This is a genomic window from Marinactinospora endophytica, from assembly GCF_054780875.1.
Genome location: NZ_BAAGVM010000001.1, coordinates 803,390 through 822,073, shown reverse-complemented (window position 1 = coordinate 822,073; position 18,684 = coordinate 803,390). Strand labels below are relative to the sequence as shown.

Sequence of the window (18,684 nt, the reverse complement as noted above, 5' to 3'; positions counted from 1 at the left end):
GTGGTGGCCCGGCGGCGGGGCGCGCGTGCCCCGCCGCGCCGCGGCCCTTCGGCCGCCCCGTTCTCGTGGCGCCTCGCTCTGGGAGGTACTGCCGGTACTCGGAACGAGCGGGACTCCCCCGGGCCGCGGAACCGGTGTGGACTGGGCCCATGCGAGCGACCTACATGTACGGGGCCGGTGACGTCCGAGTCGTCGACGCCGCCGACCCGAAGATCGAGCAGCCCACCGACGCGCTGGTGCGCGTGGTCCGGGCCTGCGTGTGCGGCAGCGACCTGCACCCCTACCACTCCATGCCGCCCTCCGCCGAGGGGACGCCGATGGGACACGAGTTCGTCGGCGTGGTCGAGGAGGTCGGCGCGGAGGTCACCTCGGTGCGCGCGGGCGACTTCGTGATCGCGCCGTTCGCCGTCTCCTGCGGCGCGTGCGAGTTCTGCCGGGCCGGCCTGCAGACCTCCTGCGTGCGCGGCGGCTTCTGGAGCGATCCGGGCATCGGCACCGCCGGCGGCCAGGCCGAGGCGGTCCGCGTCCCCCTCGCCGACGGCACCCTGGTGAAGGCGCCGGTCGACGAGGGCGCCGATGACGCGCTGCTGGCCTCGCTGCTGACCCTCTCCGACGTCTACGGCACCGGTTGGCACGCCGCCGTCACGGGCGGCGTGACCGAGGGCAGCACCGTCACGGTCATCGGCGACGGCGCCGTCGGCCTGCTCGCGGTGCTCTCCGCCCGGCAGCTGGGCGCCGAACGGATCGTGCTGATGGGACGGCACCGGGCGCGTACCGACCTCGGCCGCGAGTTCGGGGCCACCGACGTCGTCGCCGAACGCGGTGCCGAGGGGATCGAGCGGGTCCGCGACCTCACCGCCGGCGGTAGCGCGATCGTCTTGGAGGCGGTCGGCCACATGCCCGCCTACGAGCAGGCGGTCGGCGTGGTCCGTCCCGGAGGGGTCATCAGCCGCGTCGGCGTTCCCCAGTACGAGGAGGCCCCGGTCGGTTTCGCCAGCCTGTTCGGCCCCAACGTCACCCTCACCGGCGGCCCCGCCCCGGTACGCGCCTACATCGACCGGCTCCTGCCCGCGGTCCTGGACGGGACGGTCCGGCCCGGCAGGGTCTTCGACCGGACGGTGAGCCTGGAGGAGACCCCGAAGGGCTACGCCGCCATGGACGCCCGCGAGGCGCTCAAGGCGATGATCCGCCCCTGACCTCCTGGTCCGGCCATCGGCGCCGGGGGCGCGCCGCCCGGCCATCCGCCGTCTTTACCGACAGCCTCCCCTCCGGGGAACCGGAGGAGAGCGTTGACGCCCCGTTTCGGGTAGCGGCCGATCGTGCACCGGGCCGCCGCGCCGAGGGGTGGGCGCCCAAGCCCGCACCGCCCCTTTTCTTTGGAGCGCGGTCCGATCCGGCGCGGGGACAGCGCGAGTATCCGGTACGTCGGACGCTTCCGGGCGAGCCGCAACCGACTTAACGTGAGGAAAACATGAGCATCCCGAACTTCACCCTGAACAACGATGTACGGATACCGGTCCTCGGGTTCGGCGTCTACCAGACACCGCCGGAGGAGACCATCGCGGCCGTCACGACGGCCCTGGAGACCGGCTACCGGCACATCGACACCGCCGCGGCCTACGGCAACGAGCGCGAGGTCGGGGAGGCCCTCCGCCGCTCCGGCCTGGCCCGCGACGAGGTGTTCGTCGAGACCAAGGTCTGGATCAGTGACTACGGCTACGACGACACGCTGCACGCCTTCGACAAGTCCGCGGGCAAACTCGGGATCGACCAGATCGATCTGCTGATCCTGCACCAGCCGCTGCCCGGGGAGTTCGAGCGGACCGTGCAGGCCTACAAGGCGCTGGAGAGGCTGTACGCCGACGGCAGGGTGCGCGCGGTCGGCGTCTCCAACTTCATGCCCGACCACCTCGACCGGCTGCTCGCCGAGACCGAGGTCGTGCCCGCGGTCAACCAGATCGAGGTGCACCCCTACTTCCGGCAGTCCGAGCTGCTCGCCTACGACACCGAGCACGGGATCCTCAACCAGGCGTGGTCGCCGATCGGCGGCATCACCTTCTACCGCGACGGATCGAAGGGCTCCACGCTGGAGGACCCGGTGATCGGCGAGATCGCGGCCGCGCACGGCAGGACGCCCGCCCAGGTGATGCTGCGCTGGCACCTCCAGCAGAACCGGCAGGTGATCCCCAAGTCGGTGACGCCGTCGCGGATCGCGGAGAACTTCGACGTCTTCGACTTCGAGCTCACCGCCGACCAGCTCGCCGCCATCGACGCGCTGGACACCGGTGTCCGCGGTGGTCCCGAGCCCGCCGACATCACCCGCGAGAATTTCTGGATCGACATCCCCGAAGCCTGAGGAGGCACCATGCACACGCGCACGCTCGGCCAGGGGCTGGAGGTCTCCGCGATCGGACTCGGCTGCATGGGCATGTCGCAGAGCTACGGCCCCAACCCCGGCGACCGCGGCGAGATGATCGGCGTGATCCGGCACGCCGTCGAGGAGGCGGGGATCACCTTCTTCGACACCGCCGAGGTCTATGGGCCCTACGTCAACGAGGAGCTCGTCGGCGAGGCGCTGGCGCCGTTGCGCGACGAGGTCGTGATCGCCACCAAGTTCGGCTGGGACATCCGCGACGGCAGGATGGCCGGGACCGACTCCCGGCCCGAGCAGATCAGGCGGGTCGCCGACGCCTCGCTGCGACGGCTCGGGACCGAGGTGATCGACCTCTTCTACCAGCACCGGGTCGACCCCGACGTGCCGATCGAGGACGTCGCCGGCGCTGTCGGCGAGCTCGTCGAGTCCGGCAAGGTGCGCCACTTCGGGCTGTCCGAGGCCGGCGCCGAGACGATCCGGCGGGCCCACGCCGTCCACCCGGTCACGGCGGTGCAGAGCGAGTACTCGCTGTGGACCCGTGACCCCGAGGCGGGGGTGCTGGCGGTCTGCGGCGAACTGGGCATCGGCTTCGTCCCCTTCAGCCCGTTGGGCAAGGGCTTCCTGACCGGAACCGTGGACGCGTCGACCGAGTTCACCGCCGGCGACATCCGGGCCACCATCCCGCGGTTCGAGGCGGACAACATCGAGGCCAACAAGGCGCTGGTGGAACACGTCCGTGTCCTCGCCGAGACGAAGGGGAGCACGCCGGGACAGGTCGCGCTCGCCTGGCTGCTCGCCCAGCGGCCGTGGATCGTGCCGATCCCCGGGACGCGACGCCGTAGCCGGGTCGACGAGAACGCCGACGCCACCCGGGTGGCGCTCTCGGCCGACGAGACCGCCGACCTCGACGCGCTCGCCGCGCGGGTGGGCGTCCGAGGGGACCGTTACAACGCCGCCGGGATGGCGATGGTCGGCCGGTGAGGACGGTGCGGGGCCGGACACGCGCGATGTGTGTCCGGCCCCGTTCGCGTCGCGGGGAGGTTCCCGTCCGGGACGGCCCCGACGTGGACGGGGACCGCGGCCGGCGGCGCGCGGGCCGGGCGGGGCGTCGCGGGGGCGCCGGCCGGCGGCGTGTCCACGCGGTCGTGGACCCCGCGCCCCGTCCAGCGCGCGGGCGGTCACCGGCGGGCCGCCCCGGGCCGGGCACGAAGTGCCCGCGCCGTCGTCCTGACTGGCGTGACCGGCCCGATTCCCGGCCGTGCACGCCACCGCGTCGCCGGCACGGCCCTTCGGCGACGCGGTGGCGCCGTGCCCCTCGCCCCGGCGCGCGACGTCGGCCGGGTGCCCGTCGCCCGGCGGACCCGCGCGGGGGCGCGCCCGCCGAAGGCCGGCCTCACGGTGTGGCGCGGCGCGGCCCCCCCCTCCCCGCGCCCGTCCTCGCCGGGGTGCCACGGGCGTCGGCGGACGCTGGTAGAACAACAGCGCACAGGCCGGGATCGGCGCGCCCGCCGCCCGTGGCCGTCGTCCGCCCCCCGAAGGGAACCGCCGCATGACCCTTGAGCACCTCAGCGAGCTGTACGGGCTCCCCGTCTATGAGTTCCCCGAGCCGGACGCCCCGGAGGCACCGCTGCCGGCGGCCGACGCGGTCGCCTGGAAGCTGGCCACGGGCGAGAGAGAGCACGATGAGAAGTTCGAGGAGTGCTGGGAACGCTTCCTCGACACGGTGGACGCAGACCGGGTACGGGCCCTGATCCTGGGCGCGGGCGCCTACGGGAACGAGATCGAGTTCGACGAGCCCGGCGAGACGGTCGAGCTGCTCGCCGCCGCCGCCGACCGGCTCACCGGGCTCAAGGCCGTCTACCTCGCCGACCTCGACTCCGAGGAGTCGGAGCTGTCCTGGATCGCCCAGAGCGACGTGTCCCCCGTCCTGTCCGCCTACCCCTACCTGGAGGAACTCGGTGTGCGCGGGGCCAGCGAGGACCTGTTGTCGCCGGTGCGGCACGAGCACCTGCGTGTCCTGCGCCTGGAGAACGGCGGCCTGCCCGTTCAGGTGGTGCGCGGTCTCGTCGAATCCGACCTGCCCGCGTTGAGCCACCTGGACCTGTGGCTTGGTGAGTGGTACTACGGGCGCACCACTGCCGTCGCCGACCTGGCCCCCATTCTCGACGGTGACCTCCTGCCCTCGCTGGAACACCTGGGCCTCCAGGACAGCGACATACAGGACGATGTCGCCGCCGCCGTCGCCCACGCCCCCGTCGTCGCCCGGCTCGTCTCCCTGCACCTGGGGCGGGGGACCCTCGGGGACGCCGGCGCCGAGGCCCTCCTCCACGGGCAGCCGCTCACCCACCTCAGGCTGCTCGACCTCGAACACCACTTCCTGTCGGAGGAGATGATGCGGCGCCTGCGCGCGGCCCTGGAACCCTCGGGGGTGCGGGTCAACCTCGCCGGAAGGCAGCAGGCCGGCCGGGTGGGGGGAAGGTACGTGGCGGCGGGCGAGTGAGCGTCGCGACCGTCGGGAGCGTCACGAATGTCGCCATCGGCCGGACGCGGGGCGGTGGGGTGGCGTTTACTGGACGGGCTCTCTCCCAGCTCCACCACCGGGGGTCGTGATGACGGTTCGCGCTGAGTCGATCGAATCGATGGAACAGCTCGCCGTGGCCTGGCGCGCCATGGTGCTCGACCGCGACGCGGACGCCGATGTGCGGGACCTTCCGGGCATCGCGGTCCGCTGGGCCGACTGCCGGTTCGCGTTTTGGAACTGCGTCACGTTGACCGAGGTCGGCGCGGACGGCGCGCTCCTCGAACAGCGCCTGGAGCAAGCGGCCGACATCATGCGCGCCAAGAGGCGCGCCGGGTTCCTGTGGCTCTTCGAGGACCTCCTCGACGAGGAGGCGCGCGCGGGGGTGCGGGCGGCCGCTGAGAGGGCCGGCCTACAGTACGCCTTCTCCGGCGCCGGCATGGCCGGGGACCTCCTTCCCATCCCCGAACCGTTCCACCCCGACCTGACGTTCGAGCGGGTGGGCACCGACGAACAGCTACGGGCCTACGCGGACCTGAACTCGCGCGCCTACGGGTTCCCGCTGGAGGACGGCCGCGACGGGCTCCTCGGGTCGGCGTTGTGGAAGGAGCGCGCGCACGCCTACCTGGGGCTACGCGACGGTGTCGCGGTGTCGTGCGCCGCGACGGTGGAGGCGGACGGTCGTCTCTTCGTCGCGCTCGTCGCCACGGCCCCGGAGTGGCAGCGCCGGGGGTACGCGGAGGCGGTGACGCGAAAGGCCCTGTACGAGGGCGCCCGGGCCACCGGCCTGACCCGGGCCACCCTGCACGCGACCGCGGCGGGAGCGCCCGTCTACCCCCGCATCGGTTTCGAGCCGAACTCGCCGCTGCACTTCTACGGCCTGAGGAACTGACCCGCCGCCTCGGGGCGCCCGGCCGTGTGGGCGCCCCACAGCCTCGGAGCGCGTTCGCGACGCCGGAAGCGGGGAACCCGGGGACGATGCCGGCGGGCCTCGCGGGCGTGCCGTGTCCGCCCGGCCCGGTCCGCCGCGTGGGCATCCCCGAGGAGGGACGGGGAGGTCCGAGGCGCGCGTGGGACGGTCAGCGCGGCGCGGCGGCGTGGGTCGCGGATCTGCGGACGGCGCCCGCCACGACGGCCAGGCCCACCACGACCACCGCGGTGTGCACGGCCAGTCCGGCGAAGGCGGTCCCGAAGTGGGACAGGTGGATGACGTATCCGCCCCAGCAGTAGACCAGCGCGGTCCCCGCGGCCAGCGCGCAGCGGTGCCGGTCCGTCCAGGCGCGGCGGGCCGAGCGCCGGACCGCCCACACCACCACCGCGACGACCGCGGCCGCCTGGATCGCCAGGGCGAGGGCCGGCGGGAGAAGGGGCTCCTGGGCGTAGGCGAGGAAGAACACCGCCCCGCCCCCGAACCCCACCGCGGCGGGCACCCACAGCGGGCCCGCCGCCGCGGCGTCGTCCGCCTCGGGTCCGGGCACCCGGCGGGTCAGGACGAAGGCCGCCGTCACCAGCGCGAGCACGATGCCGCCCACCACCACCCACTGCGCCGTCGAGGCGAACCTCCCGTTCCCGTACATCAGGCCGGCGGTGAGCGCGGCGGCGGCGAGGAGGTAGCCGACCGCGACGATGACCAGCCCCGGCAGGCGCAGCCACGGCGCGCGGCCGGGGAACAGCGCCTCGGTCAGCGCGATGGGCACGGCGATGCTCCATACGGTGTGGATGCCGATCACATACACCGCCCACGGCAGTCCCGTGCCCAGCGCCGGGACGTAGCCGTAGTCGAGCAGCCGGTATCCCATGAAGTCGGGGTTGAACAGCGACTGGGTCACCACGCCCTCCTCGACCAGCCCGTAGGCCGCGCCGAGCAGCAGGATCGTCGGCCACCCCCGGCCCGCGCGCCGGGTCGTCTCCCGGATGAGGAGCGCCCCGCCGCCGTAGAGCAGGGCGAGCGGGAGGGAGGACATGAGGGTCGTGGGGTCGGTGAGGGACAGGTTGCCCAACAGGTACTCGGCGACGAACGGGGACAGGACGAACAGCACCAGGGCGGGCAGCACACGGGACATGCGGATCACGGGCCTTCGAACGGCGGGCCACCGCGTCCGGCGGTGTCCGGATGCGGGAGGGCGGGGTCGCCCGTCACGGCGATGTTCTCGTCACGCCTCACCACCCGACACCCTCCTAAAAGCCACTTATCTGACATTTCCGGTTGCCCCTGGTTGACCGGTCGGACAGGCGGAGCACACCTCGCGCCCGCGCAGACGGCGCGGCCGACCCGCGACACGCCCCGCGGTGGCCGAGCACGGTCCGGGCCCGCCGCCGCCCGGACCGGACGGCGCTTCACCGAGCCCGGCGGCGGACCGGATTCCGGCCGGCGCCGCGCGGCCACCGCACAGGGCCTCGGGAAGGCGACCCCGGCTCCCCGCCCGGCCGTGACCAGCGAGCCGGCCCGTCACGTAGGGGTTGTCACCGGCCCCTGCCATGATCCGGCCATGTCCCTCACCACCCCCGCGCCCCTCGACGATGTTCGCCTGTTGACGGACTGGACGCGCCGAAACCGTCCCGAATCCCTCCCCCTGGCAGAAGCGGCCATGGAGCGGGTACGCAGGGAACTGCCCAGCGTGCACCGCAAGGCCGACCGCTTCCTGCGCTTCATGGACTACCAGGCCGAGGAACTGCCCCCCGAACTCCGGCCCTGGTTCTGGGACAGCGTGGCGCGGGCGTTGCTCCTGACGGGCGGGGCCAAGTGCCTGTGGGCCGCGCCCCGCGCCCACGCCCGGGCCCGCAAGGCCGAGGCCGAACACGGCCTCGCGGTCGATGTGGACCACCACGCCGCACAGACCCTCCTCATGGCCCGGCACGGCGTCCTGCCCGCCAAGGAGGTGAGCGCCTTCCAGAAGTGGATCACCCAGACCCTCCCCCCGGAACGGGCCTATCCGGCCCTCGCCGAACTGGTCACCGCCCGCGCCGCCGCGGGCAGCGCCCCGGCGGCGAGCACCCACAGCCTGCTGGCCAAGAGCGCCAAGGCCGCCGGCGTGGGGAAGGAGGAGCAGTCCCGCGCGCTCGCCGGGGTGCTCGCCGCCTCCCGGGGCACCGCCGTGCCACCGGCCCTGTTCACGGGGGCGGCCAAGGTGTTCGCCGCGACCCCGCCCCCCGGGGAGCACCTGGCCGCGTTCTGGGAGTTGTTCCCGCCCGACCGCTGGTCCAGGAACGACGGCGGCGCGTGGCTGCGCATGCTCGACGCCTCCGGGGCGGTCGACGCCCTGGCCCGCGGCGATATCACCCCTCGGGGAGGGGTGGCGGGCTGGCTCCAGCGCTTCAGCCGCCTGCACAAGTTCATCGGCACCCAGCAGGGGGTCATGGTGCAGAGGATGCCGTCCGGGCTGTACGGGATCCTCCCGCGGCTGGCCCCACGGCTGAGGGCGGAGGACCGCCCCATCGACACCTGGTCATCGGAGGTGGGACACGTCAGGCTCGACGCCGCGCTGCTCGCCGCCTGTCTGGCCGAGGACATCCCGGTCCAGATCCCTCCGCGCGGCCTGGAGTTCTTCTTCCTGGAAGGCCCCCACCTGCGCCACCTGTTCGGCCACCCCGTGCTGGGGCCGCGCGTGGAGCGGCAGGTCTCGCGGTACCACCGTGACCCGCACCGCACGGTGCGCCCCGGCGCGCGCAGCGCCATCGGGCTCTTCCCGGAGGTGGCGGAGGTGGTCCCCCTGGTGCGTTCCCGGGTCGAACGCCTCATGGCCGAGATCGGCGGGGCCGGGCTTCCTCGCGCCGCCTCCAGCCTGCGCGCCCTGGACAGCCTGTTGGACCCCGCCGCGATCGCGGCGTTTGAAGGGGTCGAGGACGACCTGGCCGCCATCGACCCGGTCGGCCCCCTGCTGCGCGCCCTGCGCTGCGGCCTGCCCGAGGAACTGGGCTGGCCGGCCTTTGACGCGGCCGTCGCCGAGCTCGGAGGCCCCGACGCGGTGCTGCGCGTGTGCTCCTCCTGGCCGACCCTCACCCTGGTGGGGCGGGACCGCGCGATCGCCGTGGACCACACAGGACGGGTCGCCGACCTCGACCTGCCCGCGCGTGAGGGCAGACCCCCGGTGGTGCGCCGTCTGGACGGCCGCTTCCTCGTCGCCGACCTCGACGGGCACCCCAAGACCGCGTACTGGTCCGACCGGCCCGACACTCCCGTGCCGGACTGGGCACAGGACGAGGAGACGGCGAGCTGGGCCAAGGAGTACTCCTCCTTCTCCAAGAGCGAGTGGTCGGGATACCGCTTCCTGCCGACCCCGCCGCAGCACCGGTGGTCGGGGCAGATGACCGACGGCACCACCGTGTGGTTCGGTGACGACCGGGGAGAGCCCCCGGGCTGGCACGCCTGGACCGGCGACGGCGTCGCCTCGGATCCGTCCCTGCCCGACTTCTTCTCCGGCGACCCGGGCGAGGGCCTGCGCTGGGACTACGAGAACCTGTCCCTGGTCCGCCTTCCCGACGGGGTCGATTCGCCTCTCGGCCACGCCGACGGGCTCTCCGGGTTCCGGATCGCCGCCGCCACCGAACGCCCCGGCGCCTACTCCGACGACTACGTCATCGAGGGGGCCGACGGCCGGCGGGCCCGGCACCACCGCCCCCGCGCCATGGGGGACCCCTACGCGATCCTGCGCTTCCCCGGCACCGACGTCGACCTCGTCGTCACCCAGGGGCGCGACATCACTCACCGGGAGGAGGTCTGCTGCTACTCGGCGGACGACGACACCCTCCAGTGGGAGGTGCTCATCGCGCCCGTGGAGCTTCGCGAGCGGACCAAGGGCGGTCTGCCGTTCTACCCGCCCGTCGGCTTCTGGCACTTCCTCGAACTCCGCGACCCCGGCTCGTCCCGCGCCCTGCGCGGTGTCGGCCCCGACCAGGCCCGGGCCCTGCTCGACGCCCACCTGGCCGAGGGAGAGGAGGGGGTGCTTCATGTCCTGGCCGAGCGGCTGCCCGAGGTGACGCACGGCGCGACCCGTGCGGGCGTGGTCCGGGTGGTGACCGCCGCCGCCGAGCTCCTGCGCCGCCGCGAGGCGCTGGTGGAGCGGGTCCGCGCCGACCGCGCCGGCCTCGCCGATTGAGCCTTCCTCGGCCGAGCCGGCCGTCCCGGACGGGAGGGCGCCCGAGGGGCGCCCTCCCGTCCCGTCTCCTGGCGGCCCGCCGAGGACCCGTGGTCAGGCGTCGGAGCCTCCCGGCGCATCCTCCCCGGACCCCTGGCCGGTCTGCCGGCACGATTCCGCCGAACGCCTGATCAGTCCTCGGTGGTCGATTGCCCCGGCGGGCCGGGGGCCAGGACCCTGGCGGTGTAGTCCGCCAGTCGCGCCCGCAGCCTCTCGCGCGGCACGCGCTGTTGGCCGGCCAGGTGTTCGACGAGGTCGGCGCGGACCGCGGCCAGCAGGGCGTGGGCGGTGAAGTCACTGTCGGTCAGGTCCGGGATCCGCCCCAGCGCGGCCCGGAGCAGGCCGTGCCAGCGCTCGTAGTGCTCCACCTGGTAGGGGCTGGCGCTCCCGCTCTCCTCCAGGGCCACCGCGAGGTGCCGGTTGTCGAGCTTGAAGCACAGGAGGGCGTCGAGCAGGGCGGGGACGCGCTGCCGCGGCGGGGTGGCGGGCCCCAGGGGCGGCGGGCCGGTTTCGACGGCCTCCCTGAGCGGTTCGAGCCGCGCCTCGTAGAGCGCGCGCAGCAGCCCGACGCGGTCGCCGAAGGCCCGAAAGAGCGTCCCCTTGCCGACTCCGGCCGCCGCCGCGATATCGGCCATGGTGACCTCCTCGGGACTCTCGCAGCGGGAGAAGAGGGTGTCGGCAGCCGTGAGAACGGCCTCGCGGTTGCGGACGGCGTCCTTGCGGGACCTGTGCTCGGGCATGCGGCTCCTCCGGTTGCAAAACGGACCGCGGGTCCGTATTTTTGGAAGCGGACTCAAGGTCCGGATTCTACGAGACGGAGGACGCCCATGTCCGCACCGACCTCCCCGGCAGAGCTGTACCGCCACAGCCTGCGACTGCTACTGGACAAGGACATTCCCGCCTGGGTCGGCCTATGGGCCGAGGACGGCGTCATGGAGTTCCCCTTCGCCCCTGACGGCTGGCCCCGGCGCCTGGAGGGCAGGGACGCCATCGCCGCCTACATGCGCGCCTACCCCGACCACATCGACCTGCACGACTTCCCCGCACTGCGCATCCACCAGACCACCGATCCGCAGACCATCGTGGTCGAGATGCGCGGCGTCGGCCGCGTGGTGGAGACCGACAGCCCCTTCGACATGACCTACATCGCCGTCGTGACCGTTCAGGACGGTCACATCACCTCCTATCGCGACTACTGGAACCCCCTCGCCGTCCTCGAACCCGGCATCGACTTCACCGGAGGCAGGCGATGAGCGCCCCCACCCTGGTCATCGGCGCCACCGGCACCACCGGCAGCCGCACCGCCGCGCGCTTGACGGCCGCCGGTCACCGGGTCAAAGCCGCCAGCCGCCACGCCACCCCGGTCCCCGGCGCGGAGCCGGTCGCCTTCGACTGGTACGCCTCCTCGACCCACAGCGCGGCCCTCGACGGGGTCGACCGCGTCTACCTCGTACCGCCCGTGGGCGACCTCGACCCGGCGGCGACCATGCTGCCCTTCCTCCACAAGGCCCGTGCCGCCGGCATACACCGCGCGGTGCTGCTGAGCTCCTCCGCCATCCCCGCTGGCGGCCCCGCGGTGGGAGCGGTGCACCAGGCCCTGCCCGACCTGTTCGCGGAGTGGGCGGTGTTGCGGCCCTCGTGGTTCATGCAGAACTTCACCGGCACCCATATACACGCCCACGGCATCCGTGAGCACGGCGCCCTCCTGACCGCCACCGGGAACGGCCGGGTCGGCTTCGTCGACGCCGGGGACATCGCTGCCGTCGCCGTCCACGCCCTGACCGACGAGCATGCCCCCAACACCGATCTCGTCCTCACCGGACCGGAGGCGCTCAGCTACGACGACATCGCCACGATCATCACCGAGGTCACCGGCCGGCCGGTGGTCCACCGCCGCCTGTCCCGCGAGCAGATGCGCGACCACCTCACGGCACAGGTTCCGGCGCGGTTCGCCGCCCTGCTCGCGGACATGGACCACGCCATCGCCGAGGGGGCCGAGGAGCGTGTCACCGACACCGTCCAGCGCGTCACCGGCCGACCCGCGCGGTCCTTCCGCGCCCTCCTCGAACAGGAGACGCGGCCCGGCGATTGACGTTCCGGGGCGGTCGAGGGGCCCGGTCTACGCCGCGGGGTCTCGGCCCGGCCGTCGTGGCCGCGGCGCCGGGCACGTGGCGACCGCCCCGTCGCCTCCCGCGCTCCGATGGCCGGCACGGCCTCTGACCCACCGCCGAGCGCCCGGTCAGGGCCGCCCCGAGCCCTCGGTCGCCGCTCACGAGGGGACGCCACCGTCCGCCCCCACTCGCGCCCCGCCCTCCCGTGTCCGGCTTCGGACGCGGGAGGGCGGAACACCGGATGGCACGGAGACGTGTTCGCACGGCGTCGAACGGGGACGCGGGACCTCGGCCGGGGACGCCGAACCGGCGGTCGTGGCGCAGGGCGCCCGCGCCCCTGTTCCGGCCGACACCGACGGCCGCTCCCCCTCCGCTCGGGTCCACGACGTCTCGGGACGGGTCAGGCCGGCACCGCGTCCCCCCGGAGGCGGTCGAGGCGCCGACCGGCCGGCGCCCCACCGGCCCCACGCTCCCCCGTCCGGGAGCACCGCGCCCCCGAGCCCGCCCGGCTCCCCGCGGCCACGCTCAACCGCGTTCCGTCCCTCCGTGGCCGGCCTGCCCTTCGGACACGTCACGACCGGCCCGGGGGCCGCGCCGCTCGGCGTGCTCACCGCCGTAGGTGGTGGTGCGCACGCCGCCATGGATCGTGCCGGCCTGGATGGCGGTGCCGTACACGTCACCGGTGATCGTGTTGACCACCCGCCCCCGCTCACCGGGGGCGAACTCGGCCAGGACGGCGCGCAGCTCCTCCACCGATTCGGGATGGGCGGCCAGATGGCGGCGCAACCGGCTGCGCCACTCCGCGGCCGCGTCGGCGGCCAGGGCGTCATCGGCCACGACCTCGGCACGGGCCTGTTCCAGTTCCCCGGCCACCTGCTCGCGGCCCGCCCCGAACAGGCCCGCGATCCGGTCGCGCACCATGATCCAGGCGTCGGTGGCCATGGCCTGCACCACCACATCGGCCCCGCTCGCCGCCAGCCCCGCCAGAACCGAGGGATCCACCACGCCACCGTCCTTCCGCACCGGCCCGCAGACCGCGATCGCCCGACTCGGGTAAGACACGCTAACCGCCGGATCGGTTCCCGCCCCGCCCTGCAAGGGGATCCGGTCCCCGCGGTGTCGGAACGCACCGGGATCGGGCGGCCGGACCCTCACCCCGGGCGGACCGGCCGCCACGTCCAGCGGGGCGTGAACGTTCGCGCGTCCCCACCCCGCCAACCGTGTCCGCGCGGTGGCGAAGCGACCGCCGGCGAAACGTGTCAGCCGACACCGCGGCCCTGGACCGTCCCAACGGCCATCCCGGCCACGTGGTCGCCGCGACGTCGGCGAGATCGGCCGCGAGGTCCGGCTCATACGCCCTGTGCGCGGCTGCTCGAACGGACGGGGTGGCGTCCGCGCGTCCGGACCGGCTACTCGGCGAGGATGACGGCGGTCTTGCTCGACTCGTAGGAGGTGATCTCCAGTACGGAGAACTCGGTCCCCTCGGGGACGTCGAAGGTCACGGTGTACTCGGTGGAGTTGCCGGGATTGGTGGAGTCGGCGAAGGAGCAGATGTCGATGAACGTCGAGTAGCTGTTGCCCTCGGCGGACCACGCGGTGACCTCGCCCGGGTCGACCGCGGGGATCGCCGCGGCGTTGCCGATGTTCGTCGCGCCCAGTGTCACGGTCACGAACTCGCCCGCCGCCTGGTACTGGTTACCGCACTCCGTGTCGTCGTAGGAGGCGGCCCGGTCGATGGAGACGACCTCGTACTCGAACAGGCCGTCCGAGGTGGTGCCCAGGGGCGGGGGTCCCTCGGGGGCCTCCCCGGCCTGATCGACGGCCTGCGCCGGCTCCCCGCCGCCCCCGGCGAGCGCCCCTTCGATGGTGGTGACCCCGAAGGTCTGATGGCCGAACCAGCCCGCGGCGATTCCGACACCGAAGGCGACCGCCGCGGCGGCGACCAGGACGATCCAGCGGGGCGCGCCGTTCCGGGATTTCGGGGAGGACGACGGCGCGGGCGACGAGGACGGAACGGGCTGTTGAGGGTGCTGATCCATGCGGGGGCTCCTCGACATACTGGGGGATCCCGACCATACGGACAACACGAACCACGTAATTCGCAAATCGGACACGGTGGCCGACCTCGGCCACCGTGTCAACCGAACGCGCCGTCGCGCGTCGCGTCCTTGCGCCCGTGGAGCGCCGGGACACGCCCTAGTCCCGCCCGTCATCCCCCAGCCGGGCGTCGCGCACCGTGTTGGCGACGAGCACCCGGTTCGGCGCGTCCAGCTTCGCCATCATCCGGCTGATCAGCATGGTGACCTCGTCGTCGGAGGTCACCATCACCCATCAGGACGACGGCTTCTGGACGGCCTCGGCCTGGCACCTCAGCATGCCGGCCTCAAGGTAGAGGTGCGTCCGGCCGGCGGTGGCGAAGTGGCGGAGGTGGCCCCGGCGGACCCACGACACCAAGGTCCCCCACGGGATACCGTGGTCCCGCTCGATCTCGTCCCAGCGGAGCAGACGCCCATGCGCCCTACCCATCTCCCTCCGCCTTCCGCTTGGCCTGCTCAAGCTGGTGCGGCTGGATGATCGTGATACGGCCCTCGTCCACCACCAGGGTGCCGTCCCCGTAGGCCCGCAGGAGAGTACGCAGCACGGAGGGAAGAGACCGCCCTTCACGGGCTGCTCGGGCAAGGCCGGCATCCCAGAGATCCTGGGCCGCTCGGAAGTGCTGAATCGGCGTCTCCGCCACCGCGATTCACTCCTTCGCTGCCTGCGACATCGTGTCCACAGAGTAGAGATCCCCCAGAAGAGAGACCCCCAAGAGCGGGCCTTGAGGGTCTGGAGGAAGAGGAGGAGATGGGGGTAGTGCACAGGAGCACGCAAGCGGCAGGACGAACTACCCAGCCGTCACTGTGCTCTTCATCGCGGCGATCAGCTTCTCGCTGTCGAACTCGCCGTCTTTGACGCCTTCAACGAAGGCATCCCATTCGGCGCGGGTGTAGACCAACGCTGGCCGACCCGGATTCTTGGAGTCGCGGACTACGAAGACCTCATCGTCTCCACGCTTGTTCTCCACGGCCACGTCGCGGCCTGGCAGCGCGGCCACCTCGACGCAAGCGCCTCCGTTGTTGCCGCTCCTTCGAGCCTTGCGCCATCGGGCCTGTGACAGGTCCATCTGGGACTCCTGTGCTATCTCGGTGCTGTTCACTTCAGGTCCTTCGCAACCTGTTTGATGAGCGACAGCGACTCCTTACCGCTGAGCGCCTTTTCTCGCAGGTGATCAAACATCAGGCTATACCGGCCGACCTGCTCGGGCTTCTCCACGTAGAGGCTTCCCGTCTGAGACTCCTGGTACGCCACATCTGGGTCGTCGGCGCCAGGGAACTCCAGAAGGACGAAGGCACCGAGCATCGAAGCGTGCTCGCCAGCACTGAAAGGAAGCACCTGAAGAGTTACAGTCCTAAGACCTGCAAGGTCAACGAGGTGGTCCAGCTGTCCGCGCATGACACTGGGACCGCCCACCAGACGACGGATCACGGCCTCATCGAGAATCATCCAGAGGCTGAGTGGGTTGTCGGCTGCGGTGACGCGGGCCTGCCGAGCAAGGCGAACCTTGACTTTGCGTTCGATCCCGTCATCGCTATCGGTCACAGGTGCGGTGGACAGGATTGCGCGCATGTACGCCTCGGTCTGAAGGAGCCCCGGAACCAATGACATCTGGTATTCGCGAAGGCTGGCGGCTGCGTCTTCCAGGCCGACGTAGAAGCTGAACCAGGTCGGCAGGTCTTGGCCGTACTCGTGCCACCAGCCCTTCTCGGTGGCTTTCCGGGCCAGCTCCATCAGCGCATCGAACTCCTCGCCGGTGACGCCGTAGAGGGTGAGGAGCCGCTTGACGTCGCGAGGGAGGACGCGCGACTTGTCGTTCTCGATCCGATACATCTTTGACTCGGACCAACCCATCGGCTCATAGACGTCCTCCCACGTCATACCAGCCTGCTCACGGAGCCTTCGCAGCTCGCTCGTAAGCCTTCGAGTGCGCACGGTGGGGATATGCCTGCCCATGGCCGCACTCTACACCGAGCCATGCATATGACAGGTTGCATTGAACCCCTTGCATGTGACTGGGCTTACGTGCATTCTTGCTCTATCGGCGAACCCCGAACGTCCCCGAGTCGTAACTGAGGGTGATCTCTGTGGGCAAGGTGATCAAGTTGCAGGAACAGAGGACCAAGCCGTCCGTGCCCGAACTGCCGCCCCCGCGTCGTGTCCGTGACATGGACCTGAGGACGCCAGTGATCACCAGCCGGAATCGGGACCTGCCGATGGGCGACGCAGTTGCGATCTACGGCCTCCGGGAACTCTCGGTCGTCGCCCGACGATGGGTCCGCGCCTGCGCAGGACGCCCCATGGCCGAGAACGACGACATCGCTCTCCTCACCACAGAGCTCTTCGCGAACGCGGTGCGCCACAGTCGTAGCGGAGACCCTGGTGGTGAAGTCGTCATCGTCGTCAGCAAGACCGGGGCGACCACTCAAGTGAAGGTCATCGACGACGGACCGAAGAAGCCTGGGCATGGGCCTCGGATCAAGGACGTCGATATCGAGGCCGGCGGGGGCGACCTCGGCGGATTCGGCCTCCGAATGGTGCAGGACATGTCCACTCGGTGGGGGTTCCTACATCACGAGGGCGGCCGGACCACAGTGTGGTTCGACATCGACCGCACCCAGGAGCGGTAGCGGTGACCTGGAAACGCGAGGACGATGCACTTCAGCGAGGGGCAGCACGCGACTTCCAGCGGCACATCGGGGCCAGATGGGTCGTGTTCTGGGGTCCTGGGTCACGCCGCTTCTGGGCCTTCCGACGAGGAGGAGACCACCCTCTCAAGCTCTCCGCTCCTGACCTTGATCTGCTCTATAGGCAGATCATCCGACATACCCCACCAGACCGGCGCGGCGGTGCGGTGAACCCACCTCCCCAGTGGTGAGAGCGTCCGTCCCTTTGATGCGCTCGCCCCGCACCGTCGCGCCTTTCACGAATCCCACGAAGGAGCCCTTGTTGCCCCCTATGGTCTGCATCGGCGTCTCTTCGGAGCCCGACGACATTGATGATGCCGCTCGCCCTCTGAAGTCCCTGTTCATGACCGCTCTTGAGACAAGGCGTCCCTTACAGGTTCATCAGACCACCCTCCTCAGGTGGGCGAAGAGCGGCGCGATCCGACACTCCCGGCCCCCAGGGGAGCACCGGAGGTACCTGATTGAGGACGTGCTGAGGATCCAGGCCACCCGATGGCATGGACGCCTGAAGATGACCAACGCTTCTACATCACCGCCGCTGACGATGGACATCGAAAGCACGATCCGGCTGCGGGAAGCAGGTGGCGCATCTGGATCGCGTAACAGGTCGGGGAGGGCGTGTGACCACAATGTGTGGAGGTGCCGATCCGTGTTCCGGGCGGGGACCGTCCTCCCGCCCGGCCCCGGACGCTTACCACGCGTTCCCTGAGCTGTCCGCCCGGCTGCGGAAACGCGGCTGGACGCTGCTGTCGGACGAGGGTGCGGGCCGGGTACGGCTTCACGCCGCGCTGTGCGTATCCCTGCCCCCGCATGTCCGGCCGGCCGGGGCCTGAACGCCTGGATCCGGACCTATGACCCCGACCTCATGGTCCAGATCTGGGAGGCATCGGTGGAGGCCCTCGTCGCGCACACGAAAGCGTGCACCGGATGCGCGGCCGCGGTGACCGCTGCCGTGGCCCGCGCGACGAACGCCGTCCCCTAGCCCCTACGACCTGGACAGCCTTATGAACAGAGAGAACAACCAGAGCGCTCTACAGGGACAAGACCGCGCAGAGCGTGAACGCGCGGACTTCCTCTTCGACTGTGTCTCGGATGCCCTCCGAGACCACAGGGACCCCGACGTGACCCGGGAGCAGGCGCTGTTCGCCCTCCAGCACGCGGACAGCATGTTCAACGCGCTCCACCGGTGGATCACCTCGGGACGCCCGCTTCCGGGCCTCTGGGCCGCCCGATATGTCCCCGCTCCGCAGGAAGACGAAGCCGAGTAGTCCACCACGGGAAGGAAATCTTGTGACAGACGAAGAAGACGCGATGAAGACCGCCATGGAGAAGATGAGCCGGGAGCAGACCGGTCCGGAGTGTGGTGTGCATGGCTGCACTCAGCGGACACACCCTCAGTGGGGGTGTTCCACGCACGGCTAGAGATGTCCGCGCACGCGTCGGGGATGTGTCCGCTTCCCGCCGTCTTCGCGGCTGGCCGTTGCCTGCTGCTGGCCCGAAGACATAGTAAGAAAGCTCCACACACCGCGAGCCCTCCTCCTGGTGTGTGATCCCGGTGCCGGGCCAACGGTACCCGTCCACCCTCGAACAGAAAGGATCACCAAGCATGAACGCTCCGATGCCCCCTGCCCCACCCGAGGCCGAGGAGGCCATTATCGACCTGGGCGACGCCGCCGTCCTCACTTTGGGCGAGGGCTCTGACGACAACGAGGACAAGCGGAAGATCTACAACTAGCCGCCTGCCTGTTCGCAACACGGGGGCGCC

Annotated in this window: 20 protein-coding genes; 11 read left to right on the top strand and 9 right to left on the bottom strand. The window is 71.6% G+C overall.

The window, feature by feature from the left end:
- The first annotated feature begins 149 nt into the window (after positions 1–149).
- The 5 genes from ACYVHU_RS03605 to ACYVHU_RS03585 all read left to right on the top strand — a co-directional run bounded on the left by ACYVHU_RS03605 (position 150) and on the right by ACYVHU_RS03585 (position 5,784).
- The gene (locus ACYVHU_RS03605) at positions 150–1,196 is read left to right on the top strand and encodes an MDR/zinc-dependent alcohol dehydrogenase-like family protein (RefSeq protein ID WP_498947476.1); all 1,047 of its coding nucleotides are present in this window, start codon (positions 150–152) and stop codon (positions 1,194–1,196) included.
- A 275-nt stretch (positions 1,197–1,471) separates the two neighbouring features.
- Complete coding sequence (locus tag ACYVHU_RS03600; RefSeq protein ID WP_498947474.1) at positions 1,472–2,356, top strand: aldo-keto reductase family protein; 885 nt, start codon at positions 1,472–1,474, stop codon at positions 2,354–2,356.
- A gap of 9 nt (positions 2,357–2,365) precedes the next feature.
- Positions 2,366–3,355 (top strand): aldo/keto reductase, encoded by a 990-nt coding sequence (locus tag ACYVHU_RS03595; protein ID WP_498947472.1) that lies wholly within the window; start codon positions 2,366–2,368, stop codon positions 3,353–3,355.
- Positions 3,356–3,923: 568 nt separating this feature from the next.
- Positions 3,924–4,874, top strand: a complete 951-nt coding sequence (locus ACYVHU_RS03590; RefSeq protein WP_498947470.1) for an STM4015 family protein — start codon at positions 3,924–3,926, stop codon at positions 4,872–4,874.
- A 109-nt stretch (positions 4,875–4,983) separates the two neighbouring features.
- Positions 4,984–5,784, top strand: coding sequence for a GNAT family N-acetyltransferase (locus ACYVHU_RS03585; RefSeq protein ID WP_498947469.1), 801 nt, complete (start codon positions 4,984–4,986; stop codon positions 5,782–5,784).
- A gap of 187 nt (positions 5,785–5,971) precedes the next feature.
- On the opposite strand, the gene ACYVHU_RS03580 is transcribed toward ACYVHU_RS03585, so the two are convergent.
- Positions 5,972–6,955, bottom strand: coding sequence for an AF_0692 family protein (locus ACYVHU_RS03580; protein ID WP_498947467.1), 984 nt, complete (start codon positions 6,953–6,955; stop codon positions 5,972–5,974).
- A 426-nt stretch (positions 6,956–7,381) separates the two neighbouring features.
- On the opposite strand from ACYVHU_RS03580, the gene ACYVHU_RS03575 reads away from it, so the two are divergent.
- Positions 7,382–9,988: a hypothetical protein gene (locus ACYVHU_RS03575; protein ID WP_498947465.1), complete on the top strand. Its 2,607-nt coding sequence runs from the start codon at positions 7,382–7,384 to the stop codon at positions 9,986–9,988.
- Positions 9,989–10,158: 170 nt separating this feature from the next.
- Here the strand turns inward: ACYVHU_RS03575 and ACYVHU_RS03570 are convergent, their stop codons facing one another.
- Positions 10,159–10,767: a TetR/AcrR family transcriptional regulator gene (locus ACYVHU_RS03570; protein ID WP_498947463.1), complete on the bottom strand. Its 609-nt coding sequence runs from the start codon at positions 10,765–10,767 to the stop codon at positions 10,159–10,161.
- Positions 10,768–10,854: 87 nt separating this feature from the next.
- On the opposite strand from ACYVHU_RS03570, the gene ACYVHU_RS03565 reads away from it, so the two are divergent.
- Positions 10,855–11,280: a nuclear transport factor 2 family protein gene (locus ACYVHU_RS03565; protein WP_078759831.1), complete on the top strand. Its 426-nt coding sequence runs from the start codon at positions 10,855–10,857 to the stop codon at positions 11,278–11,280.
- Complete coding sequence (locus tag ACYVHU_RS03560; RefSeq protein ID WP_498947461.1) at positions 11,277–12,119, top strand: Rossmann-fold NAD(P)-binding domain-containing protein; 843 nt, start codon at positions 11,277–11,279, stop codon at positions 12,117–12,119. Before ACYVHU_RS03565 ends, ACYVHU_RS03560 begins: the two co-directional genes overlap by 4 nt.
- Before the next feature lie 544 nt (positions 12,120–12,663).
- Here the strand turns inward: ACYVHU_RS03560 and ACYVHU_RS03555 are convergent.
- From ACYVHU_RS03555 to ACYVHU_RS03525, 7 genes are all read right to left on the bottom strand, one after another.
- Positions 12,664–13,143 (bottom strand): hypothetical protein, encoded by a 480-nt coding sequence (locus ACYVHU_RS03555; RefSeq protein ID WP_200813480.1) that lies wholly within the window; start codon positions 13,141–13,143, stop codon positions 12,664–12,666.
- A gap of 404 nt (positions 13,144–13,547) precedes the next feature.
- Positions 13,548–14,177 carry a DUF4352 domain-containing protein gene (locus ACYVHU_RS03550; RefSeq protein ID WP_078759833.1) on the bottom strand — a complete coding sequence of 210 codons (630 nt, stop codon included), beginning with the start codon at positions 14,175–14,177 and terminating at the stop codon, positions 13,548–13,550.
- Positions 14,178–14,334: 157 nt separating this feature from the next.
- The gene (locus tag ACYVHU_RS03545; RefSeq protein WP_498947459.1) at positions 14,335–14,463 is read right to left on the bottom strand and encodes a hypothetical protein; all 129 of its coding nucleotides are present in this window, start codon (positions 14,461–14,463) and stop codon (positions 14,335–14,337) included.
- Between the two features lie 6 nt (positions 14,464–14,469).
- Positions 14,470–14,664 (bottom strand): hypothetical protein, encoded by a 195-nt coding sequence (locus ACYVHU_RS03540; RefSeq protein WP_498947458.1) that lies wholly within the window; start codon positions 14,662–14,664, stop codon positions 14,470–14,472.
- The gene (locus ACYVHU_RS03535) at positions 14,657–14,779 is read right to left on the bottom strand and encodes a hypothetical protein (protein ID WP_498947457.1); all 123 of its coding nucleotides are present in this window, start codon (positions 14,777–14,779) and stop codon (positions 14,657–14,659) included. The genes ACYVHU_RS03540 and ACYVHU_RS03535 overlap by 8 nt, the downstream gene beginning before the upstream one ends.
- A 243-nt stretch (positions 14,780–15,022) precedes the next feature.
- The gene (locus tag ACYVHU_RS03530; protein WP_498947456.1) at positions 15,023–15,334 is read right to left on the bottom strand and encodes a DUF397 domain-containing protein; all 312 of its coding nucleotides are present in this window, start codon (positions 15,332–15,334) and stop codon (positions 15,023–15,025) included.
- Positions 15,331–16,188: a helix-turn-helix domain-containing protein gene (locus ACYVHU_RS03525; RefSeq protein ID WP_498947455.1), complete on the bottom strand. Its 858-nt coding sequence runs from the start codon at positions 16,186–16,188 to the stop codon at positions 15,331–15,333. The genes ACYVHU_RS03530 and ACYVHU_RS03525 overlap by 4 nt, the downstream gene beginning before the upstream one ends.
- Positions 16,189–16,319: 131 nt before the next feature.
- Between ACYVHU_RS03525 and ACYVHU_RS03520 the strand changes: the two genes are divergently transcribed.
- The 3 genes from ACYVHU_RS03520 to ACYVHU_RS03510 all read left to right on the top strand — a co-directional run bounded on the left by ACYVHU_RS03520 (position 16,320) and on the right by ACYVHU_RS03510 (position 18,654).
- Positions 16,320–16,862 (top strand): ATP-binding protein, encoded by a 543-nt coding sequence (locus ACYVHU_RS03520; RefSeq protein ID WP_498947454.1) that lies wholly within the window; start codon positions 16,320–16,322, stop codon positions 16,860–16,862.
- A gap of 1,061 nt (positions 16,863–17,923) precedes the next feature.
- A complete protein-coding gene (locus ACYVHU_RS03515; protein WP_498947453.1) occupies positions 17,924–18,187 on the top strand; it encodes a hypothetical protein in 264 nt (87 codons plus the stop codon).
- Between the two features lie 338 nt (positions 18,188–18,525).
- Complete coding sequence (locus ACYVHU_RS03510) at positions 18,526–18,654, top strand: albusnodin family lasso peptide (protein WP_498947452.1); 129 nt, start codon at positions 18,526–18,528, stop codon at positions 18,652–18,654.
- Positions 18,655–18,684: the final 30 nt, after the last annotated feature.